The following is a 14,067-nucleotide window of genomic DNA, read 5'->3' on the forward strand; positions in this document are numbered from 1 at the left end:
GGCTCAATCCTCCTTGTGGAAAAAGTCGTACACCGCTTTGGCCGCATTGCGCGGCACGACGCGGGCAAGCTCCTGCTCGCCGGCGTTTTTCACATTCTCAATGCTGCCGAAATGCCGCAGCAGGTCGGCGCGGCGCTTGTCGCCCACGCCGGGGATCTTATCCAGCGTCGAGCCGCGCACCTTTTTGCCACCCAGCTTGCGGTTGTACTCGATGGCAAAGCGGTGCACCTCCTCCTGTATCCGGCCGATCAGCGCGAACAGCGCAGGCGTGGCCGAGATGCCGAACTCCCGTCCGTCCGGCGCGACGAGCGCGCGCGTGCGGTGGCGGTCGTCCTTGACCATGCCGAAGCAGGGCGTCGAAAGGCCGAACGAATCGAGCACCTCCTTGCACACGCGCACATGCCCCAAGCCGCCGTCAATCAGAAAAGCGCTCGGCAGCGGGGTGAATTTTTCATCTCCGTCCAAATAACGCCGCACCCGGCGGGTAAGCATTTCGCGCATCGAGGCGTAATCGTCCTGCCCATTGGCCGCGCATTCGATCTTAAATTTGCGGTAATCACTCTTTTTGGGCTGTCCTTCCGCAAATACGACCATTGAGCCGACCGTGTCCTGCCCGGCGAAGTTGGAGATGTCGTAAGCCTCCAGCCGCAGCGGCAGCGCAGCCATGCCGGTAACATTTTGCAGCAGCTCGAGCGATTTATGCCGCCGCTCAGACTGCATCTCGCGGCGCTCGATCTCCTCCCGCGCGTTTTTTTCCGCCATGCGGGTCAGCACACGGCGCTCACCGCGCTGCGGCACGGCCAACTCGACCCGCCGCCCGGCGATCGACGACAAGTATTCTGCCACCGCCTCCTGCTCCTCCAGCTCGTGCGAGAGCAGCACAGCCTTGGGCACCGCACCGCGCGCCGCGTAATACTGCTTGATAAAGGAGGAGAGCACCTCAGCCGGGTCGCTCCCGGTCAGGTGGAACAGGGTATACTCCTTGTCCTGCAGCGCGCCGCCTGCATAGTGCAGCACGCAGACGCAGGCGCGCGTCTGTCCCTGCACAAAGGCCACCACGTCCAGCTCGGCAAAGCCGCCCGCGACTACATGCTGCCGCGTGCCCAGCTTTTGCACGGCACGCAGCCGGTCGCGCAGCAGGGCGGCGCGCTCGAACTGCAGCTCCTCCGCGGCCTCGTTCATCTTTTCGGTCAGCTCCCTTTCGAGCTTTTTCGCGTCGCCCTCGAACAAAGCGACCGCCTGCGCGATCAGCGCGCGGTACTCCGCCGACTCTACCTTACCTGTGCATGGCGCACAGCACCGTCCCAGATGCAGGTTGAGGCACGGCCGCTCCTTGCCGATGTCCCGCGGGAACACACGCGAGCAGGTCTTGAGATGCAGCGTCTCGCAGATCGTGTCGATCGCGCGGCGGGCGGCCACGCGCCCCGGGTAAGGCCCGAAATACCGCGCCCCGTCCTGCGCAGGTCGGGAAACGACCTTAAACTCGGGATACGGCGCGTCGGCATTCAGCCGGATATAGGGGTAGCCTTTGTCGTCCTTGAGCAGAATATTGTACTTGGGCTTATATTTTTTGATCATCGAGTTTTCAAGGACGAGCGCCTCAAACTCACTGTCGGTCACGATGATATCAAAATCGTCGATATGGCTGACTAGCTGCCGCGTCTTGGCGTTCAGGCTTTCAGGCGGCTGAAAATAGTTGGATACACGGTTTTTCAGCGCCTTGGCCTTGCCGACATAGATGACCTTGCCGGTCTTGTCCTTGTGCAGATACACGCCCGGCTGCATCGGCAGCTTGCGCACGCGCGCCTTCAATTGTTCACGGGTCACGGCTTGTGCTCCCTCCTCTGTACACGGCTTTACAAACGGCACAGGACATGCCGCCTGCCGCCGCTATCCTATGCCCATTCCGCGCGGATAAAATAAAAGCGCCGATTCTGCGATCGGCGCTTTTGCAGGATGCGATAACTCAATCGGTAAAGTTGGAGGTGATCAGCTCGACCAGCGCAGCGACAGCGTCTTCCTCATCCGGGCCGTCCGCGATCAGGTTGATCGTCGTGCCCTTGGTGATGCCAAGGGAGAGAATGCCGAGCAGGCTCTTCGCGTTGACGCGGCGCTCCTCCTTCTCTACCAGAATGGTGCTCTTATACTCGTTGGCTTTCTGAATAAAAAAAGTGGCAGGGCGGGCATATAAGCCTACCTGATTTGTAACCTTGACCTCTTTCGAATACATACTTGCATCGCTCCTATTTCTTCAAATCCGGTATTTATAGTCTATCCCTTTTTACCCGTTTCGTCAAGGCGGTTTTGGAAAACCACCCTTTGCGTTTTCCACGAAAATTTTACTTAAAAGCATATTTTCTCAGGCATTTTCCCTAATACAACCAATGAAAATACCTTTTCGCGCCCGTGCTTCAACGAAGCTCCACAATGGTCACACCCTGCTCGCCCTCGCCGTAAACGCCGCTGCGCACCGACTTGACGCGCTTGTTTTTACGCAGATGAGCCTGTATCGCACCGCGCAACACGCCAGTGCCCTTGCCGTGGATGACCGTGACCGAGGGAAGCCCCGCCATGAGCGCGCGGGACAGGAAATTGTCCACCTCGAATACAGCTTCCTCGGCGCTCATGCCGCGCACATCGACCTCGCTCTCGGCTGTGCGCAGATTCAGCTCGCGCGCGGGTGCGCTGCGGCGCGGCGGCGCTTGCCGCTTCTGCGCGGGCTTCGGCTCGTCCACCAGCCGCATTTCGTTGGCCTGCACAGTCATTTTCATCGCACCCGCCTGCACCTGCACACCGCCGTCCTTATCGGCCGGCGCAAGCACGGTGGCGATCACGCCCGCGACGTTGAGCAGCCGCACACGGTCACCCTTGCGCACGGGGCGCTGCTCGTCCGCTTCGACCACACGCTTGGCAATGCCCCGGCGCTGCTCGTTCTCCGTCTGGGTGATGACGCCCCGCAGCGCGGCCTTGGCCGCAGCCAGATTCTGCTCCGCCGCGTCCTTTTGGGACTGCTTTTTCAGCTCCTCCAGCTCGCCGAACACGGTCTCGGCTGTCATGCGCGCGTCCTTCAGGATGCGGTCGGCCTGACTGCGGGCACTCTCCACCATCTTATCGGCTTTTTGCTCGGCTGCGTCACGCTCAGCTCGCATTTTATCCCGCTCGGACTGCGCGGCCGCGCGCATTTTTGCGGCCTCGTCCCGCAGCTGCTCAATACGGCGGCGCTCGCGCTCCAGCTCGGCCAGCACATCCTCAAACCGTGCGTCCTCGGTCGATACCTGCTCCTTGGCGCGCTCGATGATGGTCGGCTGCAAGCCCAAGCGCGCCGCGATAGCAAACGCATTGGACTTGCCCGGGATGCCGGTCAGCAGGCGGTAGGTCGGCTGCAAAGACTGCACATCAAATTCACACGAGGCATTCTCGATGCCGTCGGTCGTCAGCGCGAAGGTCTTCAGCTCGGCGTAATGCGTGGTCGCGGCGACACAGGCGCCCATCTGCCGCGCATAGCCGATGACCGCGACGGCGAGCGCCGCGCCCTCGACCGGATCGGTGCCCGCGCCCAGCTCGTCAAACAGCACAAGGTCGCCGGGGGCGCAGCAGTCCATGATGGATACGATGGTCTTCATATGCGCCGAAAAGGTCGAGAGCGACTGCTCGATCGACTGCTCATCGCCGATATCGGCGTAAACGCGGGTGAACAAGCCGATTTCGGACTGCTCATTCGCCGGGATATGCAGGCCGGAGGCCGCCATCAGGCTCAAAAGACCGAGCGTCTTGAGCGAAACCGTCTTGCCGCCCGTGTTCGGGCCGGTGATAATAAGCGTGTCGTATGCCTGACCGATGGCAATGTCGATCGGCACGGCCTTGTCCTTGTCCAGCAGCGGATGGCGCGCGCGGAGCAGGCGGCAACGGCTGCCGCTTTCCAGCAGCACGGGCGCGGCGGCGTTCATCTCAAACGACAGCTTGGCGCGCGCGAAGATAAAGTCAAGTGTGGTCAGCGCGTCCACATCCTGCGCGATCGCGTCGCTGTACAGCGCCACCTCGGCCGAAAGCGCGGCAAGAATGCGCTCGATCTCGGCCTCCTCCCTGCCCTCGAGCACCTTGATCTGGTTATTGATCTCGACCACCTGCTGCGGCTCGACGAACACGGTTGCGCCCGTGGACGAGGTATCGTGTACCAGGCCGGGTACATCGCCGCGATGCTCGGCCTTGACCGGCACGACAAAGCGGCCATTTCGCTGCGTGATGATGGTTTCCTGCAAGTACTTTGCCCGCTCGCCCGAGATCAGGCGGCTGAGCGTTTCGCGCACCTTGCCCGATATCCGGCGCAGCTCGCGGCGGATGGACAGCAGCTCAGGCGATGCGCCGTCGGCTATCTCCTCCTCGGAAACGATGGCGGTCGTGATCGACTCCTCAAGCGGCCGGTTGCCCGAGAGCAGGCCGAAGATGGGCGTCAGCGTGGTTTTTTCCTCATGCTCGGCATCGTATAGCAGCGCGCGGCGCGCAGTTTGCAGCACACTCGCCACATCGAGCAGCTCACGCGGGTTGAGCGTGCCGCCGCGCCCGGCGCGGGACAGCACAGCCCCCACCGCGCGGATGCCGCCGAACGACGGACTGCCCTGCCGAATCATCAGGTCTTTAGCGTCGCTCGTCTGCCGCATCCAGAGCGCGGCCTGCTCCCGGTCGTCCAGCGGACGCAGCGCACGGCATTTCTCCTTTGCGCCCTCCGACGCGGCCTGCGCCGCAAGGCGATCCAGAATTTCATAATATTCGAGTGTTTTTAAGGATTTCTCCCCCAATTTATTCATAACAAACTCCTGTTGCAGTCAATTGCGGTATATGGTGCGCCAAAGCCCGTTTATCTGCCCGCCTGCGGCGCGGGGATGCAGACCGACCGGTAAAACCGCAGGCTTTCAAACCCGCGCGCCAGATGATACTGCGCATATTGCTCGGCCAGCGCGCAGAACTGCCCGCGGGAAGGCTCGCCAAGGGTGAATGCGTACACCTTGCGCGTTTCGCTTGTCAGCGCATGGATGATAGCGCGCAGCGTCCCTGCGTACAGCGGCGCATAGCCGCCGACGCGCTGCGCACAGTCTGCGTCCGCCGCGCGCCCCGCCGCGACCGAAAAGCACACGGGTGGGGGCTCGATCGTCCGCCCGCACACGCCGCAGCAGGACAAATCAGGCGCGTAGCCGCTCTCGGCCAGCGCACGCCACTCAAACGCCGCCTTGACCAGCGCAGCATCCCGTTTGCGGTTCAGCAGCGCGCCGAACGCGCCGAACAGCAGCCGGAAAACCGCCGGCGCGTCCTCGTCCGGTGTAGTCAGCGCGCCCGCGACCTCGGCCAGATAGCAGGCCAGCGCGTACCGTTCGATATCCCGCGTCAGGTCGAAAAAGGAATGCACCAGATCGGCCTCGCGCAGCGTGTATCTGCCGCCGCGCGCAAGCAGGATAAAGTCGGAAAAGCAAAGCTGCCGCGCCGCGGGCAGCTGCTTTTTGCCGCCGCGCCGCGCGTTTTTGCACAATATCTCGATTTTGCGCCCATCCTCGGTCAGCGCGGTCAGGTAGCGGTCGTAGTCACCGAAATCGACCTCGCGCAGGCCGAGCGCGCGCAGCTTGACCTCGGCCACCGGTCAACTGTCCTCGTAGCCGAAGTTGCGCATCTGGTATTGGTTGTTGCGCCAGCCCTCCTTGACCTTGACCCACAGCGTCAGATACACCTTGGCATCCAGCATCCGCTCCATGTCGGCGCGCGCCTGCTGGCCGACCTCCCGCAGCATCTTGCCCTGCTTGCCGATGATGATCCCCTTGTGGCTGGCCTTTTCGCAGTAAATGGTGGCGCCAATTTCGATCAGGCCGTCCTCCCGCTCGCTCCAGTGCTCAATGCCGACCGCCGTGCCGTGCGGCACCTCACGGTCGAGCAGGCGCAGCAGCTTTTCACGCACGATCTCGGCGGCAAGCTGGCGCTCGGGCTGGTCGGACACCATATCCTCCGGAAAGAGCGGCGGCCCCTCGATGGCGTATTTGTCGATCTCGCCCAGCAGCTCGTCCAACCCCTCGCCCGTGCGTGCGCTGACCGGCACGACGGCCGCAAACTCATGCGCCGCCGCATAAACGGCGATCACGGCAAGCAGCTCCTCCTTGGGCAGCGTGTCGATCTTGTTGATGACCAAAATGGCCGGCATATGATTGCGCTTGATCTGCTCAATCAGGCTCTCCTCAGCCGGGCCGATGCTTGCGATCGGCTCGACGACCAGCGCGGCCACGTCGACCTCGCCAACCGTGTCGGTGACGACCTTGCACATATAGTCCCCCAGCCGGGAGCGCGGCTTATGCAGGCCGGGCGTGTCCAGCAGCACATACTGCGTCTCTCCGCGGCTGAGCACACCCGTGATGCGGGTGCGGGTCGTCTGCGGCTTGGAGGAGACGATGGCGACCTTCTGTCCCACCAGCTTATTGGTCAGCGTCGATTTGCCGACATTCGGGCGGCCGACCACAGAGACGACCGCAGTTTTGGTTATTTCGCTCATTGTATTCTCCCATATCGAAAAATAAACCACCACGCCGCCGGCACGGAAACGGCCAGCGCGGCCAACACCCACCGGTGCGCCGCCATGCACCGCAGCGCGCACAGCAGCACGCCGCCGCTGACAAACACGCAGACGCCCACGGCGACGCAGGCGAGCGCACACACAAAAACAGCGGCGGCGGCAATGTCCTTCGCGTCCCGCACCAGCATATCATAGCCGCTGGCGTGCTTGTCGCACAGGCGCTCAACGGCGGTATTCATCAGCTCCGCGCCCATTGTCAGGCCAAAGCACACGCACAGGATCGCGGCCTGCGTGGCGCTCGCCTGCCCCAACACCGCAAACAGGGTGACATACAGCGCCGCCATCATGTGCACGCGGAAGTTGCGCTCGCCCCGGATGCAGAGTGCCAATCCGCGCAGCGCATACAGAAAGCTGTCCCTTAATTTTCTGATTTCTTTTTTCATGTATCTCTTGTCAGTCCGAGAAAGGCGAGGTTGCCCTCTTCCTTTGCGCGCATCAATTTGGTGTCCTCATCGTTCCGCTCGTGGTCATAGCCCAACAGATGCAGCACGGAATGGGTGGTCAAATAGCCGCACTCGCGCGCGGGCGAGTGGCCGAACGCCTCGGCCTGCTCGCAGGCGCGGGTGTAGCACAGCAGCATATCGCCCAGCATGACGCAGCCCGTGTCCGGCTCACTTTCCAGCTCCTCCTGCGCTTTGCCGTTGTAAAACGCATACATCGGAAAGGACAGCACATCGGTCACGGCATCCTTGCCCCGCTGCTCGGCGTTCACCCAGCGAATGGTGTCCGCATCGACTACGGTCACGTCGATCTGCGCGGCAAAGCCGACCCCTTCGCTCACCAGCACCCGCTTGGCACACGCTTCGATCAGCGCGCGCACGTCCTGCTGCTTGTCCACCTTAGTCTCAAACCCGATATTGATCCGGTGCTTCATCGCTTGTCCCCCCTGCGGCGGACGATCGCCTTTTTGTGCGGCTTTACGCCTGACCTCTTGCCCTCATATTCGGCATAGGCCTTGACGATGCGCTGCACCAGCTCGTGGCGCACCACATCCTTTTCGCTCAAAAAGCACTGGGCGATGCCCTCAACGCCGTCCAGCACACGCAGCGCTTCCTTTAGTCCGGACTGCTTGCCGTCCGGCAAATCAATCTGCGTCACATCGCCCGTGATGACCGCCTGCGAGCCAAAGCCCAGCCGGGTCAGGAACATCTTCATCTGCTCGGGCGTGGTGTTCTGCGCCTCGTCGAGAATGATGAAGCTGTCGTCCAGCGTGCGTCCGCGCATATAGGCGAGCGGCGCTACCTCGATCGAGCCGCGCTCCTGATATTTTGCGAAGTTTTCCGCGCCCAGCATGTCAAACAGGCCGTCATACAGCGGGCGCAGATAGGGATCGACCTTGCTCTGCAAGTCGCCCGGCAAAAAGCCGAGCTTTTCCCCCGCCTCGACCGCCGGGCGCGTCAGGATGATGCGGGATACCTTTTTATCGCGGAACGCGGCCACGGCGGCGGCCACGGCAAGATAGGTCTTGCCCGTGCCGGCCGGGCCGACGCCGATGACAACTGTATTGCTGCGGATGGCCTCCATATACTTTTTCTGTCCGAGCGTCTTGGCCTTGACCGGCTTTCCCTTGGCCGTGATGCACAGCACATCGCGGCTCATGGTCTGCACCTCGCCCTCACGCCCATCGCGTGCAAGACCGATGACATACTGCACGGTCTGTGTGCCAATAGCTTCGCCGCGCCTTGCCATGCCGGTCAGCGCGTCGATCGTGCGCGCGGCGGTCTCAACGTCCCGTTCTTCGCCGGCTATCTTCAGCTCGCTGCCGCGGCTGACAACGGATACGCCCAGCGCCTGCTCGATCTGCTTGATGTTTTCGTCGAACGCGCCGAACACGGTCATCATCAGTTCAAGCTGTTCGATCTGAATGGTCTTTTCTATGTTGCTGCACCTTGCTTTCCATGGTGATTTTGTACTTCTCCGAAGCATTGCGCGGCCTACGGCACCTCTCCGGCCGTTTCCGGCTCAGGCGGGGGTATCGTGCTGTCGTCGAGCGCCTCCTCGCCGATCTGCTCGAGTGCGTCCGCCGTCAGCCGCAGCACAGCCGCGCCGTTCTCCTCGGTGACGCTTTCGGTGTGCGCGGTCAGCGTGCCATCCATCCCGCGGACTATATCGCCCAGCGCACGGGATATCATGTCCACCCGCACCTGTTCTGCCGTACGCGTATCGGCGGTGCGCTCATAGAACGTATAGGTCTGCACGACGAGCGACACTGGGAACACCACGCTGTCCGACAGCCACGCTGTCTTCGTTTCCACTATTTTATCACAAGCACCAGCTGAAATTCCACTACTAAAATACAAATTTAACCGTTTCTTTCCGACCACCAGCGCGTACTGCCGCCGCACCTTGCCGGTATAGGTCTTTTTATCCACCGTCAGCGCACGGGAGACCGTTTTTTGGTAGGCTGTGTAGGCCTGCACCTGACCGCGTGCGTGCGCCAAATGGTATTCGCCGCCCTCGGCGGTCGGCGGCACCAGGCCGCTGATGAGCGTGTCTCCCGTGCGCACCGCATCGCCTGCGCGCACCGTGGGCTGCCCCTCCTGTGCGCGTACCGTATGTATCACGCCGCTGCGCGCAGCGACCACCTTGGTCACCGCCCGCCCGTCCAGCAGCTCAGTGTGGGGCTTTGCAGCGCGCGCCTCGACCGTCAACCGGTTGCCCTGCAAATTGAGCGCGAAAAAGCTGATCTCGGGCTGCTGCTGTAAAATCTGCCAGCGGATGCGCTTGGCATCCAGCGCGCCGCACCGCATACCGACGCGCACGCCGAGTGCGTCCAGCTGCCGCAGGATCTCCGCGCGCGGCAGCGTGGGGTCGATGTGCGGCTCGATCGCCCACACATGCGCATACAGCACCCAGCACAGCAGCGCGAGCATACACAGTCCGCCCCAGAGGGCGTAGCGCGGCCGCAGACGCGCCGAAACAAACGGCAGTCCGCGCCTGCGCACGATATGCACCCGGCAGCCCGTGCGCCCCATACAGCCGCGCAGCGCGCGGAAATCCGCGACCGACAGCGTGGCGTACATCTCATTCCACGCCGTGCGCTCCATCCGCCGCAACGTCAGCGAATGGCTCGCACACACGTTAAGAAAGCGCGGCAGGCTCGCGCCCGTCACGCGCACGCGCACCTGCCCGCGCGCCAGCAGCAGCAGCCGCCCTATCATCCCGCTCCCTCCCTACCGACCCGAGGTGTATTCGACCGAGACGATCGTCCCGGTCACTGCCAGCTCGTCAAGCGAGAGCGCGGTCAGCCGCAGCGCGTCGCCCGTGATGCGCACCTCGCAGCCGGCGCATTTGACGCGCAGCAGGCCATCGTCGTATTCCTGTATGCCGCGGTGGTTTTCGACCACGACACGGCTGTTGCCGATGATCTCTACCCGCGGCCGCCCGCTGTGCAGATCGTCTATCAGTGACGAGGTGAATCCCTCCATGCGTTCTCTCCTCCGTTCGACTTATCGTATGCGCAGATAGCATCAAACTTGCCTGCCGCACATAGGCTTGCAAGACCGAGGTGACCGCTATGAAGCTGCTTTTATCGTTTGCGCTGTTTTTCGCCTTTCTCATCTGCCCCGCCGCATGCGCCGAGGGGGTGCGCGACGGCCTTACGCTCGCCGCGCGCGACGCGCTGCCCGCGCTTTTCCCCTTTTTTGTGGCCAGCGGCCTGCTGGTGCGCACAGGCGCCGCCGACCGCCTTGCGCGCCTTGCCGCACGCCCGCTCGCGCGGCTGTACCACCTACCGCCTGCGGCCGCGCCCGCCGTACTGCTTGGGCTGACCGGCGGCTATCCGGTCGGCGCGGCGACCCTGTCCGGCCTGCTTGCGCAAAAGCTGCTGTCCCCTGCGGATGCGGCGCGCGCGTGCACCTTTTGCAACTGCGCAAGCCCCGGCTTCTGCATCGCTCTGGTCGGCCTGCGGGTGTTCGGCAGCGCGCGCACCGGCGCGCTGCTATATGCCATACACGCGCTGGCCGCACTGCTGACCGGGCTGCTCCTCGCCCGCGCGGACACCGAGCCGCAGGCGCGCGCCGACACATCCCGCCCTACCGGCGAGGGCTTTTCCGCCGCCTTTTGCGGCGCGGTGCAGCAGGCCGCGTCCACCGCATTGACTGTGACCGCCTTTCTGACCATCTTTTCGGTGCTGCTCACCCTGCTGCGCCCCGTCCTGTACACGCTGCCCGGCGGTATGCTGCTCTGCGGCGGCATCGAGCTGACGAACGGACTGCTCGCCCTTCCGCTCCTGCCGCTGCCCACGGGTGCGCTGCTCACGCTCGCCTCGTTCCTGCTCGGCTTCGGCGGGCTGGCCGTACAGTTTCAGGTGCGCGCGCTGCTTGCGCCGCACGGACTTGCGCTGCGCGGCTTTGTGCTGGCCAAGCTGCTGCACGGCGCGCTGGCTGCCGCGATGACCGCGGCGCTTTTCCGGCTCTCGCCCGCCGTGCTCAGCGCTTGCGCGCCCTGCGCCGCCCCGGCCGCGCCTGCCGCGGACTGGACAGGCGCGGCCGCCCTGCTTCTGGCTTTGTTTGCAATTGGGGGTAGAAAAAAAGTGAAAACTGCTGTATAATAAAAAAATCCACGGCAGCATCCATGCACAGCAGGCGCGAAATGCACCACCCTGCTGTGCGCCGCGCGGCGCTGCCTACCACACTTGGATTGGAGTGAGCCACCGCATGAAGCTGAAAAAGCTGCTGCGAAAAAATATCGAGCCGCGCTGCTCTTACTGCGCGCACGGCAGTCCGCTGGCCGATGGACTGCGCATTCTTTGCCCCCGCCGGGGCGTTGTAAACGGCAGCGAACACTGCCGTGCCTTCCGTTATGACCCGCTGCGCCGCGTACCGCCCAAGCCTGCCGCCCTGCGCGGCCACTTCACTGATGCGGACTTCGCGCTGGAGAGCCCCCATGAGAGCTGACACGATCTTCCGCCGCCTGACAGCGCTCGGCCTTAGCTGTCTGCTGCTTTGCGGCGCACTTCCTCTGCCATATGCCCTCGCCGCGCCCGAGGACGGCGTTACGGCAGACACACCGGCCGTCGATACGGGCACACCCGGTGCAGCGGACACCGCCGGCACGGTGATGTCCAGCCTGCTGGAAGACCCCAAGATCGAGGCGACGGCCGCTATGCTCATCAACCCGGATACCAACATGGTGCTGTATGAGAAAAACGCGGATGAAAAACGCTATCCGGCCTCGATCACCAAGGTCATGACCGCGCTGCTGACACTCGAGCAGGTGTCCGACCTGAATGAGACGGTCACCTGCACCGAGGAAGACTGGGCCGAAATCACCGCCGACAGCTCGAACGCTGATATCAAGGTCGGCGAACAGGTCAAGGTCATCGACCTGCTGTATGCACTCATGCTGCCCTCGGCCAACGAGGCCGCATATATGCTTGCCCGCCATGTCGGCGGTACGAGCGAGGCCTTTGTTGATATGATGAATACCCGCGCCGCCGAGCTGGGCTGCACGGGTACACACTTCTCCAATCCCTGCGGCCTGCATGAAGATGACCACTACTCGACCGCACGCGACCTGCTCAAGATCACGCAAGCCGCTATGCAGGACGAGACCTTCGTCACGATCGCCAACACCGCGCAGAAAACTATCTCAGCCACCAATATGCACGCCGAGCGCAAGCTGTATACGACCAATCAGCTGATCTTCAGCTCCTATCAGCCGTGGTACTATGCCTACTGCAAGGGCATCAAGACCGGCCATACCTCACAGGCGGGCAACTGTCTGGTCTCCTACGCGGAAAAGGGCAAGGCGCGGCTGTTTGCCATCGTGCTGGGCTGCGAGGACGCGCCCGATTCGTCATCGGTCGCCAAGAGCTTTACCGAAACAAAGCGCCTGTTTGAGTGGGGCTATGAAAACTTCGTCTCCAAAACGCTTGCCAAAAAGGGCGATGAGATCATGCGCATTGATGTGCGCCTGTCCACCGATACGGACGAGCTGATACTGACCGCCAAAACCGATCTGGTCGCCTCCATCCCCCGCAATCTCGCGGTTGAGGATCTGGACACAGTCTCGACCACGCCCGCGAGCAAGGACGCGCCCATCAAGGCGGGCGAGGTCATCGGCAGCCAAACCTACTCCAAGGACGGCGTTGAGTACGGAACGGTCGAACTGATCGCACTCAACGACGTCGAGCTGAGCCTTGTGCTCTATTATGCGGACAAGCTGGAAAACTTCTTCAAGAGCACCGCGTTTAAAATCGTACTCGCCGTGCTGGCCGTCTTTGTCGTGCTATACATTCTGCTCAATTTGTTCCTCGGCAGCGTGCGCCGCCATAATCAGCGCCGCAATATGCGCTCACGCTATGAAAACACCAACTACCAGCGCAGACGCAGAAGATAACGCCAGAAATCCCACCTACGCGGTGGCAAAATAAAAGGAGCGCTTCAGCGCTCCTTTTATTTTTAACGCTTATTAAGCATAATGATTACGAAAAACATTCATATGCAGATAGAGAAAACGGGGCTGTGAATTGCGTGGCGCAGCGCCGCAAGTGAAGGGTTGGTTGCATCATCAGACAGAGCGTATATGAAAGCCTCCGTCCCTTGTTCCATGCCGGACTTCGGGACAACTTGGAGTTGTTGACAAAGTCATATAGCGAAAAAAGCCTCCTGATTTTTAGAGAGCATTTATCGCTGATATAATAGTTGATATCATAGTTTTTAGAACTTACTAGAAAGTTACTTTTTGAAGAACAGACTTTGTCAACAGCCCTAAATTGTCCCGAACTTGTAGCTGCACTCCCGAAAAGCAGATGGATTTTTCTCTCAAAATCGAAATGGGCAGGAAGCCATTTTAAGGCTTTCCCGTCCATCGGAATAAGCCGCCCGACTTGTCTGGCAGTCATAGCATTGACCGTCACTATTATTCCCAGCAGTTACTGTTTCTCCCGGCTGTTCACCTCTGTCCGTGTCTTGCTTTATATCCCGCAGGATAGCATTGATTTTCTCCATCTCCGCTTCATGTTCTCCTATCTTCTATGCGTTCAAAAATTTGTATATCCTGTCTTGCTTTCGCCCGGTATTCCGGACGGTGCTTCGTCAAATCAGACAGCGAAGCCGCAGCCATTCCAACAAGCTGGTTTCGTTGCATAACTTCCCTTGCCCTGTGTCTGCTTCCCGAAATTCAGAAATTCTTTGAAATCCCGGAGGGATAGAAAAATTGGAAGAATGGAAAGCACAGCGGGACAAGGAAACAGAGGAAAAAAGAAGCCTATGAGAAAAGCGGCGGTATCCCTCATGATGATGTTGTATAAATAAAGTTGACAGCTTATTCTCAAAGAATTCATGTATAATTAAAGAGAATAAGGAGGAACTCTTAATGTCACGTACCCAACGTAAATATGACCATGAATATAAGGTGCAGGCTGTCAAACTTGCCAGAGAAATCGGCGGTGCTAAGGCAGCCAAAGAATTAGGTATTCCAGAAGGAACCATCCATACATGGCTGAAAGCAGTTAG

Annotated in this window: 13 protein-coding genes; 3 read left to right on the top strand and 10 right to left on the bottom strand. The window is 61.2% G+C overall.

The annotated features are described in order from the left end of the window. Positions 1–3 precede the first annotated feature (3 nt). The 10 genes from uvrC to MR935_RS10580 all read right to left on the bottom strand — a co-directional run bounded on the left by uvrC (position 4) and on the right by MR935_RS10580 (position 10,035). Positions 4–1,827 carry an excinuclease ABC subunit UvrC gene (gene uvrC / locus MR935_RS10535; protein ID WP_290573334.1) on the bottom strand — a complete coding sequence of 608 codons (1,824 nt, stop codon included), beginning with the start codon at positions 1,825–1,827 and terminating at the stop codon, positions 4–6. Between the two features lie 139 nt (positions 1,828–1,966). Then, positions 1,967–2,230, bottom strand: a complete 264-nt coding sequence (locus MR935_RS10540; protein WP_290573336.1) for an HPr family phosphocarrier protein — start codon at positions 2,228–2,230, stop codon at positions 1,967–1,969. Positions 2,231–2,411: 181 nt separating this feature from the next. Next, positions 2,412–4,805 carry an endonuclease MutS2 gene (locus tag MR935_RS10545; protein WP_290573338.1) on the bottom strand — a complete coding sequence of 798 codons (2,394 nt, stop codon included), beginning with the start codon at positions 4,803–4,805 and terminating at the stop codon, positions 2,412–2,414. Positions 4,806–4,855: 50 nt separating this feature from the next. Next, positions 4,856–5,626: a DNA repair protein RecO gene (recO, locus tag MR935_RS10550; protein WP_290573340.1), complete on the bottom strand. Its 771-nt coding sequence runs from the start codon at positions 5,624–5,626 to the stop codon at positions 4,856–4,858. A 3-nt stretch (positions 5,627–5,629) separates the two neighbouring features. After that, on the bottom strand, positions 5,630–6,526 hold the full coding sequence (gene era / locus MR935_RS10555) for a GTPase Era (RefSeq protein ID WP_290573342.1): 897 nt from the start codon (positions 6,524–6,526) through the stop codon (positions 5,630–5,632). After that, positions 6,523–6,990 (bottom strand): diacylglycerol kinase family protein, encoded by a 468-nt coding sequence (locus tag MR935_RS10560; RefSeq protein WP_290573344.1) that lies wholly within the window; start codon positions 6,988–6,990, stop codon positions 6,523–6,525. Before MR935_RS10560 ends, era begins: the two co-directional genes overlap by 4 nt. Then, a complete protein-coding gene (gene ybeY / locus MR935_RS10565) occupies positions 6,987–7,481 on the bottom strand; it encodes an rRNA maturation RNase YbeY (RefSeq protein WP_290573346.1) in 495 nt (164 codons plus the stop codon). The genes MR935_RS10560 and ybeY overlap by 4 nt, the downstream gene beginning before the upstream one ends. Beyond that, entirely contained in the window at positions 7,478–8,533 is a 1,056-nt protein-coding gene (locus tag MR935_RS10570; protein WP_290573348.1) for a PhoH family protein, read from the bottom strand. The genes ybeY and MR935_RS10570 overlap by 4 nt, the downstream gene beginning before the upstream one ends. A gap of 8 nt (positions 8,534–8,541) precedes the next feature. Then, a complete protein-coding gene (locus MR935_RS10575) occupies positions 8,542–9,768 on the bottom strand; it encodes a sporulation protein YqfD (RefSeq protein WP_290573350.1) in 1,227 nt (408 codons plus the stop codon). A gap of 12 nt (positions 9,769–9,780) precedes the next feature. Continuing rightward, positions 9,781–10,035, bottom strand: a complete 255-nt coding sequence (locus tag MR935_RS10580; protein ID WP_290573352.1) for a YabP/YqfC family sporulation protein — start codon at positions 10,033–10,035, stop codon at positions 9,781–9,783. 89 nt (positions 10,036–10,124) lie between these two features. Here MR935_RS10580 and MR935_RS10585 point away from each other — a divergent pair, with 89 nt between their 5' ends. The 3 genes from MR935_RS10585 (at position 10,125) to MR935_RS10595 (ending at position 12,949) form a co-directional block, all read left to right on the top strand. Continuing rightward, the gene (locus MR935_RS10585) at positions 10,125–11,159 is read left to right on the top strand and encodes a nucleoside recognition domain-containing protein (protein ID WP_290573353.1); all 1,035 of its coding nucleotides are present in this window, start codon (positions 10,125–10,127) and stop codon (positions 11,157–11,159) included. A gap of 106 nt (positions 11,160–11,265) precedes the next feature. Further along, positions 11,266–11,505, top strand: a complete 240-nt coding sequence (locus MR935_RS10590; protein WP_290573355.1) for a hypothetical protein — start codon at positions 11,266–11,268, stop codon at positions 11,503–11,505. Further along, on the top strand, positions 11,495–12,949 hold the full coding sequence (locus MR935_RS10595) for a D-alanyl-D-alanine carboxypeptidase family protein (protein ID WP_290573356.1): 1,455 nt from the start codon (positions 11,495–11,497) through the stop codon (positions 12,947–12,949). The genes MR935_RS10590 and MR935_RS10595 overlap by 11 nt, the downstream gene beginning before the upstream one ends. Positions 12,950–14,067 lie beyond the last annotated feature (1,118 nt).

The organism is Agathobaculum sp. (assembly GCF_022775115.1).
GTDB lineage: Bacteria > Bacillota > Clostridia > Oscillospirales > Butyricicoccaceae > Agathobaculum.